We start from the raw sequence: 25266 nt of genomic DNA, 5'->3' as shown, positions 1-25266 counted from the left end.
CGCTACCTCGCGGTCAGTGTGCGCCGAACCGCCTCCTGCCATCCCTTGAGCTTGGTCGCCCGGACATTGGCGTCCATGGCCGGCTTGAACTGTCGGTCGAGCGCCCATGCCTTGGCGAACTGCTTGGCCTTGGGCCAGACGCCGGCGCGGGAGCCAGCGAGCCAGGCGGCGCCGAGGGCGGTGGTTTCCAGCACCGTCGGCCGGTCGACAGGTGCGTCCAGTATGTCGGCCAGCCGCTGCATGGTCCAATCCGAGGCGACCATGCCGCCGTCGACCCGCAGCACCGTCTTGCCGTTGGAGCCCTTCCAGTCCTTCTTCATGGCGTCGAGCAGGTCGCGGGTCTGGTAGGCGACGGACTCCAGCGCGGCTCGCGCGAACTCCTCCGGCCCGGTATTGCGGGTGAGGCCGTAGATCGCGCCGCGCGCATCGGCATCCCAGTGCGGCGCCCCGAGCCCGACGAAGGCCGGCACCAAGTAGACGTTCTGGGTATCGTCGGCCTTGGCGGCGAGTTGGCCGCTGTGCTCGGCCTTGCCGATCACCTTGATGCCGTCGCGAAGCCATTGCACCGCGGCGCCCGCGATGAAGATCGAGCCCTCGAGCGCATAGGTCGTCTTGCCGTCGAGCCTGTAGGCGATGGTGGCCAGGAGGCGGTTCTTCGAGCGCACGACGTCGCCGCCGGTGTTCAGCAGCGCGAAGCAGCCGGTGCCGTAGGTCGATTTCATCATGCCCGGCTCGAAGCAGGCCTGGCCGATGGTGGCCGCCTGCTGGTCACCGGCGACGCCGAGGATCGGGATTTCGGCGCCGAACAGCGCCTTCTCCGTCACGCCGTAGTCAGCCGCGCAATCCTTGACCTCCGGCAGAAGGGTTGCGGGGATGCGCAGGATGTCGAGCAGCTCGGCGTCCCATTCGTTCTTCTCGATGTTGTAGACCAGGGTCCGCGACGCGTTGGTGGCGTCAGTCGCATGCACCTTGCCGCCGGTGAGCCGCCAGATCAGGAAGCTGTCGATGGTGCCGGCGAGCAGCTCGCCGCGCTCGGCGCGCTTGCGGGCGCCTTTTACCCTGTCCAGCAGCCAGGAGATCTTGGTGCCCGAAAAATAGGGATCGAGCAGCAGGCCGGTCTTGCGCGTGAACTTCGGTTCCAGGCCCTGCTTTTTCAGCTTGGCGCAGAGCGGCGCCGTGCGCCTGTCCTGCCAGACGATGGCGTTGTGAATCGGCTTGCCGCTCGCCTTGTCCCAGATGACGACGGTCTCGCGTTGATTGGTGATGCCGATGGCCGAGATGTCGGCGGCCGTCTTGCCGGCTTTCTTCAAGGCTGTCCTGCAGGTCGCGACGACGCTTTCCCAGATTTCCTCGGGGTCGTGTTCGACCCAGCCCGAGGCGGGAAAATGCTGGGTGAATTCCTTCTGCCCGACGCCGGCCACCTTCATCGACCCGTCGAACACGATCGCCCGGCTGGACGTCGTGCCCTGGTCGATGGCCAAGACAAAACCGCTCATGTCCCTCTCCTGCAGTCACCTATGAATAGGGGAGGCGGCTGGCGCCGTCTCCCCAATGTTCCGCCGGGCGTTTGTTCGCCCGATGGCTTATTTGCTCCAGCTCTTGACCAGCTCGTCGTAGTTGACGGTGATCGGCTTTTCCTTCTCGTTCTCGATCTTCAGCTGCGGCGCGAGATTCCCGTTCTTGACGGCATCTGCATTCCAGTAGGCGAGATCCTTCTCTTCCGCCAGCTTCGGGCCGATGTCGCCCTGGATGCCGGCGCGTTCGAGACGCCCGAGCACCTTTTCCTGCTCAGCGCAGAGCGAGTCCATCGCTTCCTGAGCGGTCTTGGCGCCGGAGGAGGCGTCGCCGATCGCCTGCCACCACAGCTGCGCCAGCTTCGGGTAGTCCGGAACGTTCGTGCCGGTCGGGGTCCACTGCACGCGGGCCGGCGAGCGGTAGAACTCGATCAGGCCGCCGAGCTTCGGCGCCCGTTCGGTGAAGCTCTTGTGCTGCAGGGTCGATTCGCGGATGAAGGTCAGGCCGACATGGCTCTTCTTCACATCCACGGTCTTCGAGGTGACGAATTGCGCGTAGAGCCAGGCGGCCTTGGCGCGATCGTCCGGCGTCGACTTGAGCAGCGTCCACGAGCCGGCGTCCTGGTAGCCCAGCTTCATGCCGTCCTTCCAGTAGACGCCGTGCGGCGAGGGGGCCATGCGCCACTTCGGCGTGCCGTCGGCATTCACCACTGGCAGGCCGTCCTTGACCATGTCGGCGGTGAAGGCGGTGTACCAGAAGATCTGCTGCGCGACCTCGCCCTGTGCCGGCACAGGGCCGGATTCGGAGAAGGTCATGCCCTGCGCTGCCGCCGGGGCGTACTTCTTCATCCAGTCGAGGTACTTCTCGATCGAGTAGACGGCGGCAGGGCCGTTGGTGTCGCCGCCGCGCGCGACGCAGGAGCCGACCGGGCGCGAGTTGGCGTCGACCTTGATGCCCCATTCGTCGACCGGCTTGCCGTTCGGGATGCCCTTGTCGCCGTTGCCGGCCATCGACAGCCAGGCGTCGGTGAAGCGCCAGCCGAGCGAGGGATCCTTCTTGCCGTAGTCCATGTGGCCATAGACCTTCTTGCCGTCGATCTCCTTGCCGGTGAAGAACTCGGCGATGTCCTCGTAGGCCGACCAGTTGACCGGCACGCCGAGGTCGTAGCCATACTTGGCCTTGAAGTCGGCCTTGTTCTTCTCGTCGTTGAACCAGTCGTAGCGGAACCAGTAGAGGTTCGCGAACTGCTGGTCGGGCAACTGGTAGAGCTTGCCGTCGGGAGCGGTGGTGAACGACTTGCCGATGAAGTCGTCGATGTCGAGGTTCGGGTTGGTGACGTCCTTGCCCTCGTTGGCCATCCAGTCGGTCAGGTTTCGGGCCTGCTGGTAGCGCCAGTGCGTGCCGATGAGGTCGCTGTCGTTGATGTAGGCGTCGTAGACGTTTTCGCCCGACTGCATCTGCGTCTGCAGCTTTTCGACGACGTCGCCTTCGCCGATCAGGTCGTGGGTGACCTTGATGCCGGTGATTTCCGAGAACGCCTTGGCGAGAGTCTTGGACTCGTATTCATGGGTGGTGATCGTTTCGGAAACGACCTTGATGTCCATGCCGGCGAACGGCTTGGCGGCGTCGATGAACCACTGCATCTCCGCTTCCTGCGCCGCGCGGTCGAGCGTCGACATGTCGCCGATCTCGGCATCGAGGAAGGCCTTTGCCTCCTCCATGCCGGCATAGGCATTGCCGGCGCCCAGGATAAGTGCGAGCACGCTAGTTGACGTCAGTATTCTCAGTCGCATTGCAGTCCTCCCAGAACAAAGTTGCAATTGCTGGTGCCGCGGCACGTGCCGTGGCGCCAATCCTTCCCCCTCAGACGTAGCGGAACACGCCGATGGCGTAGACCACTGCGAGAGCGAGAGCCCACCACAGGTTGGGTCCGACCAGACCCAGCCATGCGAGTTGAATGAAAGCGCTGCCCAGCAGCGACACGAACAGCCTGTCGCCGCGGGTCGTCTCGAAGCGCAGGATGCCGACCCGCGGGTTGCCGCCCGGCGAGAAATATTCCCAGACGGCCATGCCCGCGAGCAGCAGGAAGATGGTGATGAAGAACGTCGCCGTCGGAAGCGTCCATGCCATCCACGAGAAGTTCATGGTCGTTGCTCCTCAGACGCGGCCCAGGGCGAAGCCCTTGGCGATGTAGTTGCGGACGAACCAGATCACGAGCGCGCCCGGGATGATGGTCAGCACGCCGGCGGCCGAAAGCACGCCCCAGTCGAGCCCCGAAGCCGAGACGGTGCGGGTCATGATGGCGGCGATGGGCTTGGCGTCGGTGGTCGTCAGCGTGCGGGCGATCAGAAGCTCCACCCACGAGAACATGAAGGTGAAGAAGGCCGCGACGCCGATGCCGCTGGCGATCAGCGGTATGAAGATCTTCACGAAGAAGCGCGGGAAGGAATAGCCGTCGATATAGGCGGTTTCGTCGATTTCCTTCGGCACGCCCGACATGAAGCCCTCGAGGATCCACACCGCCAGAGGCACGTTGAACAGGCAGTGGGCGAGCGCGACCGCGATATGCGTGTCGATGAGCCCGAAGGCCGAATAGAGCTGGAAGAAGGGCAGGGCGAACACCGCCGGCGGCGCCATGCGGTTGGTGAGCAGCCAGAAGAACAGGTGCTTGTCGCCCAGGAAGCGATAGCGCGAAAAGGCGTAGGCGGCGGGCAGCGCGACCGTGATCGAGATCACGGTGTTCATGACCACGTAGATGATCGAGTTGATGTAGCCCGAATACCAGGAGGAATCGGAGAAGATGACCGCGTAGTTGCGCAGCGTCGGGTTCTGCGGCCAGAGCGAGAAGGTGCCCAGGATCTCCTGGTTGGTCTTGAAGCTCATGTTGATGAGCCAGTAGATCGGCAGCATCAGGAAGACGATGTAGAGGGTGGGCACGACCCACCAGAAGCGCGATTCCTCGCCGCGCCGCTTCATGCGGCGGGCCAGCGCCTCGTCCGAAGCGCCGCCGCGCTGCAGTGCCGTCGCTGTCCCTGCGGTTCGCATGACGCCGTCCTTGTCCGCATTCACGACAGTTTCCCTTGCGCCGCTCATTTCAGCGCTCCGCGTCGTAGTTGGTCATCACGGTGTAGAAGACCCATGACAGCAGGAGGATGATGAGGAAGTAGATGATGGACATCGCCGCGGCCGGGCCGAGGTCGAACTGGCCGACCGCCATCTTGACGAGGTCGATCGACAGGAAGGTGGTCGAGTTGCCGGGGCCGCCGCCGGTCACGACGAAGGGCTCGGTGTAGATCATGAACGAGTCCATGAAGCGCAGCAGCACGGCGATGAGCAGAACGCGCTGCATCTTCGGCAGCTGGATGTAGCGGAACACCGCCCAGCGCGAGGCGCCGTCGATCTTGGCCGCCTGGTAGAAGGCGTCCGGGATGGACACGAGGCCGGCATAGCAGAGCAGGACGACCAGGCTGGTCCAGTGCCAGACATCCATGACGATGACGGTGACCCAGGCGTCGAACGGGTCGTTGACGTAGTTGTAGTCGAAGCCGAGCGCCGACAGCGTATAGCCGAGCAGGCCGATGTCGATGCGGCCGAAGACCTGCCAGATCGTGCCGACGACGTTCCACGGGATCAGCAGCGGCAGCGCCATGAGCACCAGGCACACCGGCACGCCCCAGCCCTTGCGCGGCATGTTGAGCGCGATGAAGATGCCGAGCGGGACCTCGATTGCGAGGATGATCGCCGAGAAGATGAGGTTGCGGCCCATCGCTTCCCAGAAGCGGTCGGAACTCAGGATTTCCTCGAACCACTCGCTGCCGGCCCAGAAGAACTGGTTGCCGCCGAACGTGTCCTGGACCGAGTAGTTGACCACCGTCATCAGCGGGATGACCGCCGAGAAGGCCACCAGCACGAGCACCGGAAGCACCATGAACCAGGCTTTGTTGTTCCAGGTCTTTTCCATGGTCAGGCTCCCATCTCGACGCGCCAGGACTTGTCGTAGAGGTTGATGCCGGCCGGATCGAAGCTGACATGCGGGTCCGCCGGCACCTCGTCGTCTTCGCCGATGACGGCCGCGATCTCGCGCCCTTCGAGCCTGGCGCGCACCACCTTGTGGCGGCCGATGTCCTCGACCTTGTGGACCGCTACCGGCATGCCGCTGCGGCCGACCCGCACATATTCGGGCCGGATGCCGAGTTCGATCGCGCCATCGGCGGCCTTCGGCGTACCAGGCAGCTCGATGACGTGGGCGCCGAGCCGAGCCTGTCTGCCCTCGACCGACACGGGCATGACGTTCATGCCGGGCGAGCCGATGAAATAGCCGACGAATGTGTGCTTGGGCCGCTCGAACAGTTCGGCCGGCGTGCCGATCTGGACGATCTCGCCGTCATACATGACGACGACCTTGTCGGCGAAGGTCAGCGCCTCGGTCTGGTCGTGCGTGACATAGATCATGGTGTAGCCGAAGCGGCGGTGAAGCTGCTTCAACTGCGATCGCAGCACCCATTTCATGTGCGGGTCGATGACCGTCAGCGGCTCGTCGAAGAGGATGGCGTTGACGTCGGAGCGCACGAGCCCGCGCCCGAGCGAGATCTTCTGCTTCTGGTCGGCGGTCAGTCCGCGCGCCTTGCGCTTCGCCCAGTTCGCGAGGTCGATCATGTCGAGGGTTTCGCGCACCTTGCGGTCGACCTCGGCTTCGGCGACGCCGCGGTTGCGCAAGGGGAAGGCGAGATTGTCGTAGACCGTCATGGTGTCGTAGATCACCGGGAACTGGAACACCTGGGCGATGTTGCGCTCCTGCGTCGACAGCCGCGTGACGTCCTTGCCGTTGAACAGCAACTGCCCGTGCGACGGGTGCAGCAGGCCCGAGATGATGTTGAGCAGCGTGGTCTTGCCGCAGCCGGACGGGCCGAGCAGCGCATAGGCGCCGCCGTCCTCGAAGGTGTGGTGCACTTCCTTGAGCGCGTAGTCCTTGCCCGATTTCGGGTTGGGGCCGTAGGCATGGCGGATATGGCTGAGGTCGATGCGTGCCATCACGTCCTCCTATGCGGCCAGCGGCTGCGCGGGCATGGCGGCGCGCCCTTCGGCGTCAAACACCATGACGTGGCGCGGATCGATGAACACTTCGACAGTCTCGTCGGGCTCGATGTCCCTGATGCCATGGGTGAGCATCACCCACCGGGCGTCGGCGAAGTTGAGATGCACGAAGCTTTCCGAGCCGGTGATTTCCGTGACCGAGACCTTTGCCCTGACGCCCACGGCGTCCGCGGTGCGCTTCTCGAAGGAAAGATGATGGGGCTGGAAGCCGATCGTGTAGCTGGCATCGGCGATACCGGCCAGTTCGGCCGGAACCGGAAGGCTGACGCTGCCATCGATGAGGAAGGTGCTGCCGCTCTTCTTCAAGACGATGGTGTTGAGCGGCGGATCGGCGAAGGTCCGCGCGGTGATCAGGTCGTTCGGCTTGCGGAATACCTCGATCGTCGGGCCGAACTGGGTGATCCTGCCCTCCGAAAGGGTCGCGACATTGCCGCCGAGCAGCAGCGCCTCGTGCGGTTCGGTCGTGGCGTAGACGAAGATCGCGCCGGTCTCGGCGAAGATCTTCGGCAGTTCGGCGCGCAGCTCCTCGCGCAGCTTGTAGTCGAGGTTCGCCAGCGGCTCGTCGAGCAGCACCAGCTTGGCGTTCTTGACGATGGCGCGGGCAAGCGCGGTCCGCTGCTGCTGGCCGCCGGAAAGGTTGAGCGGCGTGCGGTCGAGATAAGGGGTCAGCTTCAGGAGTTCTGCCGCGCGCCGTACCTCGCTGTCGATGCGTCCCTTGTCAGCGCCGGCGACGCGCAGCGGCGAAGCGATGTTGTCGTAGACGGTCATCGCCGGGTAGTTGATGAACTGCTGGTAGACCATGGCGATGTTGCGCTTCTGGACCGGCACGCCGGTCACGTCCGTGCCGTCGAACCAGACGGAGCCCGAGGTCGGCTTGTCCAGCCCGGCCATCAGCCGCATCAGGCTGGTCTTGCCCGAAAGCGTCGGCCCCAGGAGGACGTTGAGGCTGCCGTGCCGAAGCGTGAGCGAGGCGTCGCGGATATGGTCCGCGCCCGCCACCGTCTTGGTTACATTCCTGAGTTCCAGCATTGTTCGCCTCCTCCCGTGGGCAGAACCAGGCACAAAGCCTATTCCGCAGCGGCGTTGCGCGCACCTGGGCTTATTCCGTGCAGAAATTCTTCGAGGACTGCCTTTTGGTCCTTGCCGAGCTTCAGGCCTCGCTTGGTGCGCCGCCACAATATGTCGTCGGCGGTGACGGCCCATTCCTTGTCGACAAGGTAGCGGACCTCGGCCTCGTAGAGGTCGGCGCCGAAATTGCGCCCGAGGTCGGCTTCGGATTTCGCCAGTCCCAGCAGCGCCTTCGCCCGCGTTCCGTAGAGACGGGTCAGGCGCCGCGCCAGGCGCATGTCCAGAAACGGATAGGCGGCCTTCAGCTTGGCAACCTCGGCATCGAAGGCGGTCGCCTCGAACTCGCCTCCGGGCAGCGCCGCGGTCGCGGTCCAGGGCTGGCCCTTCCGGCCGAGACGCTTCTCGATGATCTCGAGCATCGACTCGGCGAGGCGCCGGTAGGTGGTGATCTTGCCGCCGAAGACGTTGACGATCGGCGCCTGGCCGTTGCCGCCGTCCGCCTTCAGCACATAGTCGCGCGTCGCTTCCTGCGCCTTGCTGGCGCCGTCGTCATAGAGAGGGCGCACGCCGGAATAGGTCCAGACGATATGCTCGGGCTTGACCGGCTCGGCAAAATACTCGCTCGCCGCATTGCAGAGATAGTCGATCTCTGTCTGGCTGATCCTCGCGCTGCGCGGGTCGCCGTCATAATCCTGGTCGGTGGTGCCGATCAGGGTGAAGTCGTCCTCGTAGGGGATGGCGAAAATGATCCGGCCGTCTTTGTTCTGGAAGAAATAGGCGCGTGGATCGTCGAACTTCTTGCGCACAACGATGTGGCTACCCTGTACGAGCCGCACGTTGTGGACATCCTGCCCGACCGTTTCGGCCAGCACCCGGTCGACCCATGGACCGGCTGCATTGACGATCAGCCGCGCCTTGATCTCCTGGACAGCGCCGCTGCGCAGGTTCTCCGTCTTGACGACCCAGTGGCCGTTTTCGCGCCGGGCGGCCGTCACCTTCGTGCGGGTGCGGATGATGGCGCCGCGGTCCGCCGCGTCGCGGGCGTTGAGCACCACGAGGCGGGCGTCGTTGACCCAGCCGTCCGAATATTCGAAGGCGCGCCTGAAGATCGGCTTGAGCGGCTTGCCCGCCGGATCGCTGCGCATGTCGAGCGTCCGCGTGGCGGGCAGGAGCTTGCGGCCGCCGATGTGGTCGTAGAGGAACAGGCCGAGCCGCAGCAGCCAGGCGGGCCGCAGGCCCTCGGCGTGCGGCAGCACGAACCGCATCGGCCAGATGATGTGCGGCGCGTTCTTCCACAGCACCTCGCGTTCCATCAACGCCTCGCGCACGAGGCGGAACTCGTAGTGCTCGAGATAACGCAGGCCGCCGTGAATGAGCTTGGTCGAGAATGACGAGGTGCCGCTGGCGAGGTCGTCCATTTCGGCCAGGTAGACCGAGTAGCCGCGGCCCACTGCGTCGCGGGCGATCCCGCACCCGTTGATGCCACCGCCGATGACGAAAATGTCGTGCAGTTCTGGTCCGCCCACGCCTTCGTCGCCTTTTCGCAGTGCAGCAAATCTGTGCTTTTTCGAAGAGTTATTTGAGGTAAAGCGAAACTCGAACGAATGTCAAACGAAATGTACCGCGCCACGCTGCGTCGGCAGGCGCGCGCCTGTGGACGTCGAAAGTCGGATGTTCGCACCAAGCCGCCGAGTATCGGAGGATCGGCCGATGAACCAGAAAGTATGCGGTGATGCAGGGAAAGTGGCTGTGGTCAGGCGCGCGGGCAGGAGACGCGAAACAGGCCAGATCGGCCTAGGCAAGGCAGCTGGGCGTGGAGAGTTTCGTGTCGAGGTGACGAAATCAAAAGCGAAACCGGATTTCGTACCGTGGCCGGGCCACTCGACCCGGCCATACTGCCTGTCAGAGGGCTGATGCTATCGCCGTGCCCTGGGCGTCGAACAACGAGGCGCGGGCGCCGTCGATGGCAATACCGACCGTCTCGCCGATGCGCACCGAGGTGTCGGCAGTCGCGCTGACATTGATCAGTCCGAGCTTGTCGTTGCGGACGAAGACGCTGGTGTTGCCGCCGAGATATTCGGCGACCTCGACCGTGCCGCGGCAATTGCCGGCCTCGGGCGCGACCAGGCTGAGATGTTCGGGACGGGCGCCGAGCTGGGTCGGCGCGCCGGAAAAGGCGAGGGACAGCGTGCCCTGGCCCGAGAGGTCGAGCCTGCCGTCGCCTGACGGCGCGCAGGCGAGCACGTTCATCTTAGGGCTGCCGATGAACTGGGCGACGAACAGGTTGGCGGGTCGTTCGTAGAGCTCGTGCGGGCTGCCGTGCTGCATGACGCGGCCCTCCTTGAGCACGACGATGCGATCGGCCAGCGTCATCGCCTCGACCTGGTCGTGGGTGACGTAGATCATGGTGGCGCCGAGCGAGCGGTGCAGCTTGGCGATCTCGAGGCGCATGTCGACGCGCAGTGCCGCGTCGAGGTTGGACAGCGGCTCGTCGAACAGGAAGGCGACCGGCTGGCGCACGATGGCGCGGCCGATGGCGACGCGCTGGCGCTGGCCGCCCGACAGCTGGCGCGGGTAGCGGTCGAGCAGGTGGGTGAGCTTCAGCGTTTCGGCGGCCTGGTCGACCTTGGCCTTGATGGCGTCCGATGACAGCTTCGCCAGCTTCAGCCCGAAGCCCATGTTTTGGCGCACGGTCATGTGCGGGTAGAGCGCGTAGGACTGGAACACCATGGCGAGCTGGCGTTCGACCGGCGGCGCCTTGGTGACGTCGCGGCCGTCGATGGTGAGGCGGCCCGAGGTTGTTTCCTCGAGGCCGGCGATCATGCGCAAAAGCGTGGACTTGCCGCAGCCGGACGGGCCGACGATGACGACGAACTCGCCGTCCGAGATGTCGAGGTCGAGATCCCTGATGATCTCGGTGCCGCCGTAGCGCTTGCCGACCTTCTGGAGCGAAATCGTACCCATGAAACCTCCGAACAATTTTCCCTCTGCACATCGGCCCGAAAATCATGGGATTTTCGGGCCGATGTGCGTGTCAGCCCTTGACCGCGCCGGCCGTCATCGAACCGCTGATCTGGCGATACATGAGAAGGCCGAGCAGCATCGGCGGCAAGGCGCCGACGATCATGACGGCCGAGGCCACGCCCCACTGCACGCCGCCACCGCTGGCTGCGAAGAAGAACGAGGCGCCGACGGTGATGGGCACCGCCTTGGACGTGGTCAGCATCAGGCCGAACAGGAACTCGTTCCAGGCGGTGATGAAGCCGAAGATCAGGCTGGTGACGATGGCCGGGCGGCAGAGCGGCGCGATCACCCTGGTCAGGATCTGGAAGCGCGTCGCGCCATCCATGAGTGCCGCCTCGTCGAGCTCGCCCGGCAGGTCGCGGATTGCGTTGACCAGGATGACGAGTGCCAGCGGCAGGTTGACGATGGTCAGGATCAGGCCGAGGCCGAGGCGCGTGTCGAGCAGCGCCAGCCACTGGAACATCATGTAGAGCGGGATGGCGAAGATGATCAGCGGCACGGCGCGCAGATTGACGATGAAGGGCAGGAGCGTGCGCTCGCCGACCTTGCCGCGGGCGATCGCATAGGCGGCGGGCAGGGCAAGCGCCACGGCAAGCAGCGTGCCGAGGGCGGCGACCGCGACGCTGTTCATCAGGTAGAGGAAGATGTTCAGCCGGTCTGACACGGTGAAGACGGTGGCGTAGTTCTCCAGCGTCGGCGCATAGACCCAGAGTCCGGGATTGGTCGACAGCTCGCGCGCGCTCTTGAACGAGGTCGACAGCGTGACGAGGATCGGGAAATTCATCGTAAAGGCAGCGAATGCGAAGACGATCCAGCGAAGGGCGTTGATCATCGTGCGGCTCCCTTGCGGCGGGCGGCGATTGCGTTGAGGCCGTAGAGCACCGCGAACGACACCACGAACAGGATGACGGAAGCCGCGACCGCCTTGCCGATGGCGCCCTGCTTGAAGAAGGCCTCGTAGATGTAGATCGACAGCGAGGCGGTGGAGCCGCCGGGACCGCTGCCGGTCAGCACATAGACGTTGTCGAAGACGCGGAAGCCGTCGATGAAGCGGATGAGCAGCGCGACCACGATGGTCGGCGCCATCAGCGGCAGTTCGATGTACCAGAGCCGGTGGCGGTAGCGTGCGCCGTCCATGGCGGACGCCTCGATGATCTCCTTGGGGATGGCCTGGTAGGCCATGTAGAAGAGCAGGAAGGCAAACGGCGTCCACTGCAGCGTCTCGACCACGATCAGCGTCCAGAAGGCCGAAGCGGGTCCGAGGAACGAGAAGCTCGCGCCGAACCAGGTCCAGAGATAATAGGGCACCGGACCGACGAACTCGTGCAGCACGAGGCGGTACATCAGGCCGACGAGCGCGGGCGCGACCATCAGCGGCAGCATCAGGATCGCCATCAGCCAGCTGCGCTTTTTGATCAGCGGCGAAAGGAAGATGGCGAGGAACAGGCCGAGCGCGCATTCGAGGAGGGCGGTGAGCAGGCCGAAGCGGAACGAGAACCAACTCGCCTGCCAGAACGACGAGTCGTTCCAGACGGCGGCGAAGTTGGAGAAGCCGGTGATCTCGGGGCTGCGCAGGGTCTCGAAACTGACCTCGGAGACCGAATAGACGAGATTGACGATCGCCGGGAAGCCTAGGAAAACGAGCAGGAACAGCACCAGCGGGGTTGCCAGCAGGCGGAATTCGGACGAGGGGGCGCGTTGCGATAGCGTTGTCATCAATCGATCTAAGGCTGGCATTCCGATGGAAGCAATGGTCGCTGGCCGGACCCGGCGGCGGTGGCGTCTGTATGTAAGGTTCAGGACTCGGCACCTCGGACCCGCGCAACGGGACGGAAAATGGTGCTAGGATCGCCCTTTCGTCATGCCATGGGCATGGAGGCGCAGGGAGGTGCCGAATCCTGAACCTGTGGGAATGGCCGGTGGCAACTGGTGCCGCCACCGGCCACGCCGTTACTTGAGAAGCTCGGTCATGCCCTTCTCGGTGTTGGCAAGCGCGTCGTCGAGCGACTGCTGGCCCGACCAGTAGCCGGTGAACTCCTTGGCCTGGAGCTCGTAGACCGAGAGCGCCTTGGCCGAGGTGCCGCCGTTCATGACGTAGCCGTACTTGCTGGCGAACTCGCCGAGCTTGACGAGGTCGGGACGCTCGGTCGCGACTTCCTTGACGATTTCGGGGGTGAGCGCCGGAGCGCCGCTGTTCCTGGCGTAGACGAGGGCTGCTTCCTTCGACGACAGCCACTTGATGAAGGCCTTGGCGCCATCCTTGTTCTCGGCGTTCTTGTTGAGACCGAAGCCGAGGCCGTGGATGTGGGTGAAGCGGCCTTCGGGGCCAGCCGGCGGAGCGATGGTCTCGGTGACCTCGGCGACTGCCGGCGACTTGTCCTTCGAGGTCAGGTCGGTGGCTGCGGCATTCCACTGCATCATCGCGGCGACCTGGCCGGACGCGTAGGCGGCGTTGGCCTCGGCGAACTCGTAGGACAGCGAGTCGCGCGGGCTGGCGCCGGCGTCATAGAGCAGCTTGTAGGTCTCGAGGCCCTTGCGGTAGGCGTCGGAATTGACCGTGACCTTGCCGCCCGCGTCCATCCAGTTGCCGCCATAGGAGCGCGGCAGCGACTGGAACACCATCATGTTGAACAGCAGGTTCTTGAGCTGCAGCACGGTGCCGTAACGGGTCGGGCTGTCGGGGTTCACGGCCTGGGTGAAATAAAGCGCGGTCGCGGCATAGTCGTCCCAGGTCCACTCGTCCGGGTTCTTCGGCTCGAGCTTCTTGCCGAGGTGCTTCTCCGAGATTTCGGCGAACTTGGCCTTGGCCGCATCGTCCTTCATCAGGGCGTCGATCAGGTCCTTGCGGTAGTACATGAAATGCAGCGACAGGTCGGTCGGAACGCCGAACTGCTTGCCTTCGTACTGCATGGTGGTGAGCACGGAGTCGCCATAGACCGCCTTGGCTTCATCCGACAGCTCGACCGGTTCCATGAATGGCGCATAGCGGCCGATCGAATAAGTGGCGAGCAGGTTGACGTCGAAGGCCTTGGAGCCGGCGGCGAGGTCGGCCTGCAGCTTGTCCCAGAAACCGTCGCGGTTGAAGAACAGCAGCTCGACCTTGTTGGCGTCCGAGGTGTCCGACTTGGCGTTGTAGGCGTCGGCGGCGGCGCGCAGCGCGGTTTCTTCCGGGCCGCCCGGCCAGCCGAGCACGGTCACCTTGGCGAAGGCGGGGCTCGCCAGCAGGCTGGCGATCGCAGCCGCGATCAGGCCGCCTTTTCTCAGGTTGGAAAATGTCATGTTGCTCTCCCTCTAAGTCAGTTCTGACGCTTTGCTAGGTCCGCGATGCCCACGACGCCGGCGCTCTCGGCGAGCGCTGCGGCGTGAAGTTGCGGGGTGAGCCGTGGCGGCAGGCTTCCCAGTGCCTGCCGTACGGATTCGAGATAGCCCGGAGCAAGGCCGATGCCGCCACCGATGACGATGCGGGCAGGGTCGAGCACCAGCTGGATGTTGCGGCACAGGAGTGCGGTCTGGCGCATCGAGGCCTGGATGATGTCTTTCGCCCAGGTTTGGCCGGCGGCCGCTGCCTCGAAGACCTCGCGCGCGGTGGCGCCTGCCTGGTAGGGGGCAGCCTGCGCGGCGATCCAGTTGCCGGAGACGTGGTCCTCGAGCACGCCGGCATCCTCGTCGAGGCTGTGCAGCAGGCCGAAATGGCCCGCGAGCCCGCCTAGCAGGCGGCCGTTGACGACGATGCCGCCGCCGATACCGGTGGAAATGGTCAGGAAGACGAGGTCCCGGCCCTGGCCGGCGCCGAAGGAATATTCGCCCCAGGCGGCGGCCTGTGCGTCGTTTGCGGCGAGCACGGCGTCGGTGCCGGCCAGCCGCCTGACGGTCTCGACCAGCGGAAAGCGGTCGGGAATGTCGAGCGTCTTGCGGTTGAGCGGCGACCAGCAGCCGTCGTCGATGATGCCTGTGACGGCGATGCCGACGGTGTCGTAGCGGCCCTTCCAGCCCGAAATCGCGTCGAACAAGGCGGTGAGCCACAGCTCTGGATCGCCGCTGCGCGGAGTAGGCATCCTGTACGTCTCGAGCACCTCGTTTCCGCGCACCAGGGCCGCGAGCATCTTGGTGCCGCCGATGTCGAGTGCGAGGACGGTGTCGGCCATGGCGATCAGGCTCCAGCCTTGGCGATGGTTTCATCGAGTGCTGCCCGGAACCACGACGTCACGTATTCCGGCCGGGTGATGGCCGAGCCGACGACGACCATCGAGGCGCCTGCTGCCAGCGCCTGCTGCGCCTGGACCGGGGTGCGGACATTGCCTTCGGCGACGACGTAAGGCGTGAGCCTGCGCATGGCCGAGATCAGCGCGAAGTCGGGCTCGGTCGGCTCGACCGGGCCGGTGTAGCCGGCGAGCGTGGAGCCGACGACGTCGGCGCCCTCGGCCAGCGCCTGCTCGGCGTCGGAGACGATGGAGCAATCGGCCATGGCGGCGCGGCCGTGCGAATGGATGCGCTTGATGAGCGCCCTGGTCGAAACCGGGCGGACACGCTGGGTGGCGTCGTAGGCGATGACGTCGGCGCCAGCCGCAGCAAGCGCATCGACGTCCTCGAGCCACGGCGTGATGCGGACGGGCGTGTCGTCGAGGTCGCGCTTGATCAGACCGATGATCGGCTTGCCGGTGGCGGCGCGGACGGCGGCGACGTACTCGGCAGACTCGATGCGCAGGGCGGCGGCGCCGCCGTCGATGGCCGCCAGCGCGAAGCCCACGACCATCTCCGCCTTGTCCATGGCGCCATCCTTCACGGGCTGGCAGGACACGATGAGACCATTGTCGAGGGCTTTGAAGTCAAGCGGCACGCGGGCATCTCCTGTGATGCCCAGACGGTAGCAGCATAAGACCAGATTGCAACAGGCTTTGAACTGGTATTATCGCATCAGTTCGATGACGAAGTCGTAGACGTCGCCGCGATATTTGGTCTGGGTGAATTCGACGATCTGGCCGTCGGCGAGGAAGCAGCGACGCTCCATGACCAGCAGCGACGTGTCCTCCGGCGTTTCGAGAAGCTGGCGCTCCTCGTCGGTGGCGGGCTTCGCCTGCATGCGCTGCAGCGCCCGCACGGGAAGGGCACCGGTGGCCTCGAGGTATTCGTAGAGCGAATCCTTGACCGCCTGGGGATCAGGCACGAAACGGGCCGGCAGCGTAGCGATCTCGATGGCGATTGGCGTGTCGTCGGCGGTGCGCAGGCGGCGCAGGCGCACCACCTTTTCGCTGCCGGAAATGCCAAGAGCCATCATTTCCGCCGGCGAAGGGCGCGATATCTCACGGGAAATCCAGACGCAGCCAGGCTGCAGCCCGCGCGAGCGCATGTCCTCGGAAAAGCTGGTCATGGTCGCCAGCGACTTCTCAAGGCGCGACGATACGACCGTCTTGGCACCCTGGCGGCGGTCGAGCAGGCCGTCGGAGACGAGCCCGTCGATGGCCTTGCGCACGGTGACGCGGGAGATGCCGAGCGCGTCGCACAGGGTGCGTTCGCTGGGGATGACGGCATTTCGCTTGAGCTGGGCCGTGGCGATGGCCTGCTTGATGGCGTCTTCGAGCCTTCGGTACAGCGGTTCGCCGCTCTCGCCCGAAAGCTCGCTTGCGAGGAAGTCGAGGATTGCCTGATCGCTCATCGGAGCCACCCGTTTGAAGATGGCCCCTTTATGCAGAATTTTTTTCAGGTGTTAAACTGGTATTGTTCTTGTGGGCGCAATTGCCCGGTTCCGCCTGCCAGGGCGGGCATGCCGGGCGCGACGGCGCCCGGCATGGAAGCCTCATTCGGTGAAGAAGGCGAAGCGGATGATGAACAGGGCCGCGACCAGCCAGGTTGCGGCATGCACCTGGCCGGGGCGTCCCGTCAGGGTCTTCAGGATCGCGTAGCTGACGAAGCCGAAGGCCAGGCCGTTGGCGATCGAGTAGGTGAAGGGCATCATCAGCGCGGTGAGCGCCGCCGGGATGGCCTCGGTGACGTCCTCCCATTCGACCTCGACCAGTTCGCGCATCATCAGGCCGGCGACGTAGAGCAGGGCGGGGGCGGTGGCGTAGACCGGCACCGAACCCGCGAGCGGCGAGAAGAACAGGGCTGCCAGGAACAGCAGCGAGATGACCAGCGCGGTCAGCCCGGTGCGGCCGCCGGCCTGGACGCCGGAGGCGCTTTCGACATAGGCGGTGGTGCTGCTGGTGCCGAGCAGCGAGCCGGCGACGATCGCCGTGCTGTCGGCGAGCAGGGCCCGGCCGAGGCGGTTGGGCTTGCCGGGCTCGATCAGGCCGGCGCGCTTGGCGACGCCGATCAGCGTGCCGGTGGCGTCGAACACCTCGACCAGCACGAAGACGAGGATCACGTGCACCAGCCCTGCGTTCAGGGCGCCGACGACGTCGAGCTGCAGGAAGGTCGGCAGGATGCTGGGCGGCATCGAAACGATACCGTTGAACTGGCTGACGCCGAGCGCCATCGACAGCACGGTGATGACGAGGATGCCGATCAGGATGGCGCCGCGCACCTTGAGCGCGTCGAGCGCGGCGATGATGAAGAAGCCGAGGATCGCCAGCAGCGTGCCGGTCTGGCTCAGGTTGCCGAGCGTCACCAGCGTAGCCGGGCTGTCGACGACGATACCCGAACTCTTCAGCGCGATGATGCCGAGGAACAGGCCGATGCCGGCCGCAATCGCGCTGCGCATCGAGTGCGGGATGCCGGCGATCAGCCAGCTGCGCACGCCGGTGACCGTCAGGATCAGGAAGATGACGCCGGAGATGAACACCGCGCCCAGCGCCTGTTGCCAGGTGAAACCCATGGTCCCGACGACGGTGAAGGCGAAGAAGGCGTTGAGGCCCATGCCGGGGGCCATGCCGATCGGCCATCTGGCGACCACGCCCATAATCATCGAGCCGAGCGCTGCCGCAAGGCAGGTGGCCACGAAGACGGCGCTGCGATCCATGCCCGTCGACGACAGGATCTCGGGGTTGACGAAGATGATGTAGGACATCGTCAGGAAGGTGGTGATGCCCGCGATCACCTCCGTCCGCACGGACGAGCCCTGCTCCTCCAGGTTGAAGAACTTTTCGACCACTTTCTACCTCCCATGCGGTGCGCCGGGCGCGCAGGCGGTGAAGCGAGCCATGACAATGACACGGATCGCGTACGGCCCCTGCTAACTCTGGAGCACCGGGTCTGCCGGCATTTGGCGCTGCTTCAGCGCACCCTTCCCACGCCGGCGGCGACAATACATTTGGCGCAAGGCAAGCCGCCCGCCCAAACCGTCCCTAAAATCCGCCGGTTGGAATTTCCGCACAAGTGCCGGAACGGTCAATTCTGCGCGAAGCAGTTTCGCCATTTTCCGAACGGATCGCGCCCCTGGCGGCGGCACTGGGCGCCGCAGGGCAGTGTCGCGATGCCGATGCCCCGGCCTGATGAGTTCCCGCATGAATCTGCCGAAACAAACGATCACTGCCGTCCGAAGTCCTGCCACCTGAGCTGCTCGCCATGCAGGCCGGTAGTGTCAAGCCTGATCATTCTCGATTATCTGCCGCGACACTCTGGGCCAATGTCACGACTTGGGGATGCGCGAATGCATTCCTGACCAGAGCACGGGGTCGGCATCTCGACGGTGGCGTCAACGGGCTTGACGGCTTCGTCGTGGTCGGCGCCCGTAGGGCATGTAGGCAAAGTTTGCCTATGTCTGATGGATGCCGCTCCGCTCGATGTCCCGCAAATCTGGTCAATCCACATCCAGGCTTGACAGTGAGGCCTCCCGGTCGCTGCCGATGGCATAGTCGATGCGCAGGATCCGCCCCGCAAAATCCGGGTTCGCTGGCCTGTCCGGGTCGACTGGTTCGGCATTGCTGCGTCCGAACATCAGCGGCGACAACGACAGCCTGAGAAGGGTGCGCTCGAACGAATGCTCGCCGGCCGGCCGGCCGTCCACGCTCAGGCGGCCGCGTCCCTTGAGCGTGCCGGTCTTCTCGAATTCGTAGGCGACGGTCGTCTTGCCAAGCGGCAGTTCCTGGTCCGACACGAGGCGGCTGACCTCGAAGCCGGCATAATTGTAGGTGTAGACCAGCCGGTTCTCGATGATGTCGAGCGCATAGCCGCCATGGCAGCTGCCGAAGCAGACGAGCGCGCCGCCCTGGCTTGCATGGCCGCGCTCGATCTCGATGGTGATGCGGTGCGAGACGTCCTGCGTCATCGGTGCCGCTTCCGCGGGGATCGAGGAGATCGGCGGGAAGAAGCTGCATTCGCTGCGCCAGCGCGGCGCGCCGGGCCGGTAGGGCGGCTTGAACAGCACGTCGCTGTCGTCGAGCGGCATCACGCCGTAGCGGCCGGCCTCCGCCCACCAGCGTTCTTTCATTTCGGCCAGTTTTTCCGGCTTTTCGCGGGAGAGGTCGCGCAGCTCGGAGAAATCCTCGTCGAGGTGGTAGAGTTCCCAGCTTTCGCTGTCGAAGTCGCTGCCGGCCTTGTGCCGCGTCACCGCCTTCCAGCCGCGATGCCAGATGCTGCGATGGCCGTACATTTCGAAGTATTGCGATTGCTTGGTGGTCGCCGCCTCCGGCGCGTCGAAGGAATAGGCGAAGCTCTCGCCATGGATCGGCATCTGCGGCACGCCGTTGATGCTCTCGGGCGCGCTGACGCCGCAGATTTGCATGATCGTCGGCGTGATGTCGGTGACATGGGTGAACTGGGTACGCACTTTGCCCTTGTCGGCGATGCCTGACGGCCACGAGAAGATCATCGGGTCGCGCACGCCGCCGCCATGGGTGAAGCTCTTGTAGAGCTTGAGAGGCGTATTCGACGCCTGCGCCCAGCCCCATGGATAGTTGCCCGAACTGCGCGCCGTGCCGATTTCCGCCAGGCGCTCGCGCGACACGGCATAGTCTTCGGGCAGGCGATTGAACCAGCGCAGCACATTGGTCGTGCCGTCGGGATCGCAGTCGGTGGACGCGCCATTGTCCGAAATCAGCACGATGATCGTGTTGTCGCGAATGCCGGTTCGCTCCAGGAATGCGAGCAGCTTGCCAAAGGCAGCATCGGTATGGCCCAGCAGGGCGGCATAGGCCTCCTGCATATGCTCCGACACCTCGCGCTCTTCAGGGGAAAGCTCGCTCCACGCACGCACGCCGGGATTCGGCGGCGGCAGCTCGGTGTTCTCAGGCACGAGGCCCATGGCCTTCTGCTTGGCCAGCCGTCGCACGCGCTCTTCATCCCAGCCATGGGCGAAGCGGCCGCGGTATTTGGCCAGCGTTTGCGCCGGCGCCTGGTGCGGGAAATGCCCCGCACCATAGCAGAGATAGAGGAAGAACGGCTTGTCGGGCCAGATCGCCATCTTGTCGGCAATGTAGCGCACCGCGTGGTCCGAAAGGTCGTCGGACAAATGATAGCCCTGCTCGGGCGTCGCCGGCGGCGGAACCTGCTGGTTGTCCTGGCAGAGCTCCGGGTGGAACTGGTCGGTGCTGCCGTTCATGAAGCCATAGAAGCGCTCGAAGCCGCGGCCGAGCGGCCACTGGTCGAAGGGGCCGGCGGCATTGGCGTTTTCGGTCGGCGCAAGGTGCCATTTGCCTACCGCATAGGTCGCATAACCCTGCAGCTTGAGCATTTCGGCGAGTGTACCGGCGCGGTGGCTGATCGCGCCGCGGCCCGAGGGCCAGCCCATGTCGGCATTTGCCAGGTAGCGCATGCCGACCGAATGGTGGTTGCGCCCGGTCAGCAGGCAGGCGCGTGTCGGCGAACACAGCGTGGTGGTGTGGAAATTGCTGTAGCGCAGGCCGTTGTCGGCGAGGGAATCGAAGTTCGGCGTGTCGATGGACGAGCCGAAACAGCCGAGGTCGGAGTAGCCGACGTCGTCGAGCACGACATAGATGACGTTCGGCTTGCCCGCCGGGCCGACCGGGATGTCGGCATAGTCGCGCTCGGATTCGTGGTGCGTGCGGCCGATATGTCCGCGGAATTCGGAAGGCATGCTCTACCCCGATCTTGTGAGATGGTCGCCGGGCCGCGGCAACGGGGCGGCCCGGCCGCTTGGGTCAGTAACCGGTGACGCCGCGCAGATAGCGCTTGAGCAGCGTGCGCCCGAGAAGCCGCCAGAGCCTGTCGGTGGCAAAGCCGAGAAGGCCGAGCGCAATGATGGCCGCGAACATCCAGTCGACCTGGAAGTAGAGGCGCGAGGTCCAGATGATGTAGCCGAGGCCCGCATCGGCGGCGAGCATTTCGGCGGCCGCGATCACAAGGAAGGACGAGGCGAGCGCCAGCCGCATGCCGACATAGATCGAGGGCAGGGAGGCCGGGATCATCACCTTGAAGAACACCTGCCGCTCATTGGCGCCGAGGCAGCGTGCGGCATTCAGCTTGTCCTGCGAGATCGAGGACACGCCGCTTGCCGTGTTGACCATGACGATGAAGGCCGTCGCATAGGCGATCAGGATGATCTTCGACATCTCGCCGACGCCGAACCAGATGATGAACAAGGTCACCAGCGCGATGGCAGGAACGAAACGGAAGAAGTGGATGAACGGGTCGACCAGATGGCGCGCCACCGGCGAGACGCCGACCGCGAGGCCGATCGGGATGGCGATGGCGCTGCCGAGGAACCAGCCCGAGAGAATGCGCATCATCGAGACGAGGATCGACTGCGTCAGCGTGCCCTCGGCCAGCATCTGTCCGGCGCCGCTGAGGACGGCGAGCGGGGCGGGCAGGAACATCGGGTCGACCAGCCAGGTCGAGGCCATCTGCCATAGGATCACGACGGCTGCGACGCTGAGCGCCGACCAGGCGTAGGATGGCATCAGCTTTGCTCCCATTGCGAAGCCGCCTCCCTTTCGATGTCGCCCTCGATCGCCTTGACGGCATCGGCGAAACGTCCGTCGAGGTCGTCGCGCGGATAGGGCAGGTCGATGTCGTAGATGCGGGTGATGTTGGCGCGCGGCCCCCGGCTCATGACGGCGACGCGCTGGCCAAGCAGCACGGCCTCGCGAATGTCATGGGTGACATAGACCATGGTGCAGCCGGTCTCGCGCCAGATCCGCGTCAGCTCCTTCTGCAGCACACGGCGTGTCAGCGCGTCGAGGGCCGCGAAAGGCTCGTCGAACAGGATCAGCTCAGGTTGGGCGGCCAGCGTGCGGGCGATCTGGACGCGCTGCTTCATGCCGCCCGACAGCTCATGCGGAAATTTCTCCTCGTGGCCGCGAAGGCCGACGAGATCGATGTAGCGTTGCGCCACATCGCGGCACTCGGTCCGGGGCTTGCCCGCGACGTTCGGGCCGAAGCCGATGTTTTCGGCGACCGTCAGCCACTGGAACAGCGGCTCCTCGATCGACTGGAACACCATGCCGCGCCGTCTGTCCGGACCGGCGATTGCTTCGCCATTGGCGAGCACGCGACCTTCGGTCTGCTTCTCGGTTCCGGCAACGATCTTGAGCAAGGTCGACTTGCCGGAGCCGCTGGGACCGACCAGCACGAAGAACTGGCCTTGCGCGACGGTGACGGAGAGGTCGGCCAGGATCAGCTCGCTGCCTGCCTTCTGGCCGGGATAGGCCATGCCGACCTTGTCGAAGACGACTGCCGGCATGCCACCTGCAGGTGCGGCCTGGCTTGCTTGAGTATTTGTCATCGCAGGTCCGCTCAGTTGCCCAGCTTGACCAGGCCGGGGGCGGCTTCCCCAAGGAATTTCGGATTGACGCCGGTGTCGAAGCTGACCGGCTGCGCCTTCGTCTTGGCCAGGAAGTCAGCCACTTCCTTGAAGCCTGCGCGCTCGTAGTCAGTTAGCGCCAAGGCGAATTCGTTGTAGTTGAGGAGGTCGCGCACCGTGTCGCGGGGGGCACGGGTGTTCTTGGCGATGAGAGCTGCCGCCTCGTCCTTGTTGGATGCGATGAACTGGCTTGCCGCGTTGAGCGCGCGCAGCGTGGCGACCGTCAGCTCCGGATGCTTTTCGGTGAACTCGGTCTGCGCGGCGATGTAGGCGCTGCTGTTGCGCTTGGCTGCCGCATCATCGGTCAGCACATAGTGATTGCCGCCGTCGGTCGATTTCTCGGTGCCGTCGGCCCAGACGAAGGCGGCGTCGATGCGGCCGGAGCGGAGGGAGGCAACGATCTCGAGCAGGCTGGTGAAGCCGACGATCTCGACCTTGTCCTCGGCAATGCCGTTCTCCTCGAGATACTTCATTGTGATCAGGTGCTGGGCGGTGCCGGTGGCAATGCCGATCTTCTTGCCGACAAGGTCCTTGGCATCCTTGATGTCGTTGCTGACCACCAGCTTGTGGAAGCCGGGCTTGGAATGGAAGATGCCGGCAAGCACGGTGAGCTTGCCGCCCTGGATGCGCGAGACGATCGGGAAATCGAGCCCGACCGCCATGTCGGCGCGGCCGATCAGCAGTGCATCGATCGCCTCGACGCCGGTGGCGAAGGTGGTGATCTGGGCGTCTATTCCTTCTTTCTCGAAGAAGCCCTTTTCCTTGGCGACCCAGATCTGGGAGCCGGTGGTGTAGGCGTCGACGCCGAAGCGCACCGGCTCCAGGGTCTGCGCCCCGGCGATCTGGGCCGAGAAGAGCACGAGGCCCGAAGCGAGGCCAAGGACAATCTTTGTGAAGCGGGTCATTTCGGTTCGTCCTCCGGCGAATGGGCGGAATTGCCCTGGAAATGAATCGGGGCGAGGGCCATCACCTGATGGCTGTTCAGAAGCTGCGGGACCATCCAGGAGCGTGAGGCGAGGGGCACGCTGCCATTGCCCGAATACACGAGCGCGGTGCTCCACAGAAGCGCGTCGCCCTCGCTGACTTCGAGCAGTTCGGCGACATCGGCCGTGGCGTTGATCGCCGAGGTGCGCGTCGACAGCGATGCGCCGTCGATGACGGTGAACGGGGCGATGGCGGCGAGCGCATCATGCTCCGTGGTCTGGTTGAACGCGCTCGGCGGCACGCTGCGGGCGAGATAATGGTCGACGAGGATGCAGGGCTGGCCGTTGGCCAGGAACAGCCAGCGCAAACGATGGGCCGGCTTCTCGGCGGCCAGGCCCAGGATGACGGCGATCTCCTTCGGCGCGACGACCTGGTCGCGCCGAATCTCGCGGAACGACGCCTTCATCCCGGCATTCTCGATCAGGTTCCAGAAACCGGCGGAACCGGTCAGGGCGTTGAGGATCGGCGGGTTGGCAATGAAGGTGCCGACACCATGCTTGTTCTTGAGCAGGCCCTTGGCCATCAGGTCGGCATAGGCCTCGCGCAGCGAATTGCGGCTGAGGCCGAGCATCCGGGAAATGTCGATTTCCGCAGGCAAGCGGTCGCCTGCGACCAGCTTTTGCTGGCGAATGTACTGCATGACACGTTCGGTGGCAGTTCCCGACATCACTCTCTCCTCCAAGAGGTAGGACGTCCTACCTTTACGCAGGATCGGGAAGGAGTCAAACTCGGTCGATCCATTTTTCGACAGGAATGAGCCGTGTCGTGTTGTTCTCCGGGCCGATCGCAGGCCGATCATTTTGCCGAGCCGTTGACAGGAACCGCATTGCTCGAAGCCGGCAGCCACCCTGACATGGCGCTGATACCGGCCGGGCGCTGGCTTCTGGGGGAGGACCGTGCGATCGCCAATCCGGGCGACGGCGAGGGACCGGTGCGCCCGGTCGACCTTCCGGCGTTCCTGGTCGACAGGACTGCGGTGACCAATCAGGCCTTTGCGTCCTTCGTCGGCGCCACCGGCTATGTGACGGAGGCCGAGCGCCTGGGCTGGTCGTTCGTCTTCATCGCCCAGATCCATCCCGACGCCGCGATAGCAGCCGATGCGGATGCGAGCGCGCCGGACTGGTGGGCGCCGGTTCGCGGCGCCAACTGGCACCAGCCCGACGGCACCGGCTCCACCTGGCATGACCGGCGCGATCATCCGGTCGTCCATGTGTCATGGAACGACGCCGTCGCTTTTGCGACGTTCGCAGGCAAGCGCTTGCCCAGGGAAGCCGAATGGGAAGCGGCCGCGCGCGGCGGGCTGCAGCGGGCGGTCTATTCCTGGGGCGACGAGTTGCATCCAGGCGATCGCCACATGTGCAACATCTGGCAAGGACGCTTTCCGATCAGCAACAGCGCCGAAGACGGGTATCTCGCAACCGCGCCGGCACGGAGCTTTCCGCCCAATGGCTTCGGCCTCTACAACATGCTCGGCAATGTCTGGGAGTGGACCGCTTCGCCCTGGTCGAGCGAGCCGGCCGGATTGATGGCGATGCGTGGCGGCTCCTATCTCTGCCATGCCAGCTACTGCAACCGCTACCGGGTCGCAGCCCGGACCGGCAACCACCACAGCGCTACCTCGAGCCATCTCGGCTTTCGCTGCGCCGGCGACCTCGCAGTATAGCCGCCGACCATGCCCTTTCCGAATGGGGATCCATAACCACGTGGAATGAGTTCGCAGAAGCATGTTATGGTGTGGAGCCGCTGCATGCGGGTTCTCGATCTGATGTCTGCGCAGTCCCATCCGCCCGTGCTCCGCCCGTCCAGGCCGGATGGACACCAGCTCTGGACATCAGTTGTGGGCACCACTTGCGGAAGGCCGATTCGACGTGGAACGACGACCAACG

20 protein-coding genes and 1 pseudogene are annotated in these 25266 nt (G+C 64.9%); 1 reads left to right on the top strand and 20 read right to left on the bottom strand.

What is annotated here, in order from left to right; genetic code table 11:
- Positions 1 to 2: 2 nt before the first annotated feature.
- The 20 genes and pseudogenes from glpK to J2X50_RS06910 form a co-directional block, all read right to left on the bottom strand.
- Entirely contained in the window at positions 3 to 1496 is a 1494-nt protein-coding gene (glpK, locus tag J2X50_RS07005) for a glycerol kinase GlpK (RefSeq protein WP_429093290.1), read from the bottom strand.
- Positions 1497 to 1583: 87 nt separating this feature from the next.
- Positions 1584 to 3308, bottom strand: a complete 1725-nt coding sequence (locus tag J2X50_RS07000; protein WP_429093287.1) for an ABC transporter substrate-binding protein — start codon at positions 3306 to 3308, stop codon at positions 1584 to 1586.
- Positions 3309 to 3378: 70 nt separating this feature from the next.
- The gene (locus J2X50_RS06995) at positions 3379 to 3660 is read right to left on the bottom strand and encodes a DUF2160 domain-containing protein (protein WP_347968255.1); all 282 of its coding nucleotides are present in this window, start codon (positions 3658 to 3660) and stop codon (positions 3379 to 3381) included.
- 12 nt (positions 3661 to 3672) lie between these two features.
- Positions 3673 to 4608: a carbohydrate ABC transporter permease gene (locus tag J2X50_RS06990; RefSeq protein WP_429093284.1), complete on the bottom strand. Its 936-nt coding sequence runs from the start codon at positions 4606 to 4608 to the stop codon at positions 3673 to 3675.
- A gap of 1 nt (position 4609) precedes the next feature.
- Complete coding sequence (locus J2X50_RS06985; protein WP_347968254.1) at positions 4610 to 5476, bottom strand: carbohydrate ABC transporter permease; 867 nt, start codon at positions 5474 to 5476, stop codon at positions 4610 to 4612.
- Between the two features lie 2 nt (positions 5477 to 5478).
- Positions 5479 to 6546: an ABC transporter ATP-binding protein gene (locus tag J2X50_RS06980; protein ID WP_429093281.1), complete on the bottom strand. Its 1068-nt coding sequence runs from the start codon at positions 6544 to 6546 to the stop codon at positions 5479 to 5481.
- A gap of 9 nt (positions 6547 to 6555) precedes the next feature.
- Entirely contained in the window at positions 6556 to 7638 is a 1083-nt protein-coding gene (locus J2X50_RS06975) for an ABC transporter ATP-binding protein (RefSeq protein WP_429093279.1), read from the bottom strand.
- A gap of 38 nt (positions 7639 to 7676) precedes the next feature.
- Positions 7677 to 9203, bottom strand: a complete 1527-nt coding sequence (glpD, locus tag J2X50_RS06970; RefSeq protein ID WP_429093276.1) for a glycerol-3-phosphate dehydrogenase — start codon at positions 9201 to 9203, stop codon at positions 7677 to 7679.
- 376 nt (positions 9204 to 9579) lie between these two features.
- Positions 9580 to 10641 (bottom strand): ABC transporter ATP-binding protein, encoded by a 1062-nt coding sequence (locus J2X50_RS06965; RefSeq protein ID WP_429093273.1) that lies wholly within the window; start codon positions 10639 to 10641, stop codon positions 9580 to 9582.
- Between the two features lie 70 nt (positions 10642 to 10711).
- A complete protein-coding gene (locus J2X50_RS06960) occupies positions 10712 to 11533 on the bottom strand; it encodes a carbohydrate ABC transporter permease (RefSeq protein ID WP_429093270.1) in 822 nt (273 codons plus the stop codon).
- A complete protein-coding gene (locus tag J2X50_RS06955; protein ID WP_429093268.1) occupies positions 11530 to 12417 on the bottom strand; it encodes a carbohydrate ABC transporter permease in 888 nt (295 codons plus the stop codon). The genes J2X50_RS06960 and J2X50_RS06955 overlap by 4 nt, the downstream gene beginning before the upstream one ends.
- A 234-nt stretch (positions 12418 to 12651) precedes the next feature.
- On the bottom strand, positions 12652 to 13980 hold the full coding sequence (locus tag J2X50_RS06950) for an extracellular solute-binding protein (protein ID WP_429093265.1): 1329 nt from the start codon (positions 13978 to 13980) through the stop codon (positions 12652 to 12654).
- 17 nt (positions 13981 to 13997) lie between these two features.
- Positions 13998 to 15469, bottom strand: a pseudogene (locus J2X50_RS06945) (putative N-acetylmannosamine-6-phosphate 2-epimerase).
- 138 nt (positions 15470 to 15607) lie between these two features.
- Positions 15608 to 16354, bottom strand: coding sequence for a GntR family transcriptional regulator (locus J2X50_RS06940; protein ID WP_429093264.1), 747 nt, complete (start codon positions 16352 to 16354; stop codon positions 15608 to 15610).
- Between the two features lie 141 nt (positions 16355 to 16495).
- Entirely contained in the window at positions 16496 to 17788 is a 1293-nt protein-coding gene (locus J2X50_RS06935) for an NCS2 family permease (protein WP_429093261.1), read from the bottom strand.
- Positions 17789 to 18436: 648 nt separating this feature from the next.
- Positions 18437 to 20671: an arylsulfatase gene (locus J2X50_RS06930; RefSeq protein WP_429093258.1), complete on the bottom strand. Its 2235-nt coding sequence runs from the start codon at positions 20669 to 20671 to the stop codon at positions 18437 to 18439.
- Positions 20672 to 20735: 64 nt separating this feature from the next.
- Complete coding sequence (locus J2X50_RS06925; protein WP_429093255.1) at positions 20736 to 21494, bottom strand: ABC transporter permease; 759 nt, start codon at positions 21492 to 21494, stop codon at positions 20736 to 20738.
- Positions 21494 to 22276: an ABC transporter ATP-binding protein gene (locus tag J2X50_RS06920; RefSeq protein ID WP_429093253.1), complete on the bottom strand. Its 783-nt coding sequence runs from the start codon at positions 22274 to 22276 to the stop codon at positions 21494 to 21496. The genes J2X50_RS06925 and J2X50_RS06920 overlap by 1 nt, the downstream gene beginning before the upstream one ends.
- A gap of 53 nt (positions 22277 to 22329) precedes the next feature.
- Entirely contained in the window at positions 22330 to 23301 is a 972-nt protein-coding gene (locus J2X50_RS06915) for an ABC transporter substrate-binding protein (protein ID WP_429093250.1), read from the bottom strand.
- Positions 23298 to 24047 (bottom strand): GntR family transcriptional regulator, encoded by a 750-nt coding sequence (locus J2X50_RS06910; RefSeq protein WP_429093248.1) that lies wholly within the window; start codon positions 24045 to 24047, stop codon positions 23298 to 23300. Before J2X50_RS06910 ends, J2X50_RS06915 begins: the two co-directional genes overlap by 4 nt.
- 159 nt (positions 24048 to 24206) lie before the next feature.
- On the opposite strand from J2X50_RS06910, the gene J2X50_RS06905 reads away from it, so the two are divergent.
- The gene (locus tag J2X50_RS06905; RefSeq protein ID WP_429093245.1) at positions 24207 to 25043 is read left to right on the top strand and encodes a formylglycine-generating enzyme family protein; all 837 of its coding nucleotides are present in this window, start codon (positions 24207 to 24209) and stop codon (positions 25041 to 25043) included.
- The last annotated feature ends 223 nt before the right edge of the window (positions 25044 to 25266 follow it).

This window comes from Aminobacter sp. BE322, from assembly GCF_050433525.1.
Lineage (GTDB): Bacteria > Pseudomonadota > Alphaproteobacteria > Rhizobiales > Rhizobiaceae > Aminobacter.
This window is presented reverse-complemented; position numbering and strand designations above follow the sequence as displayed.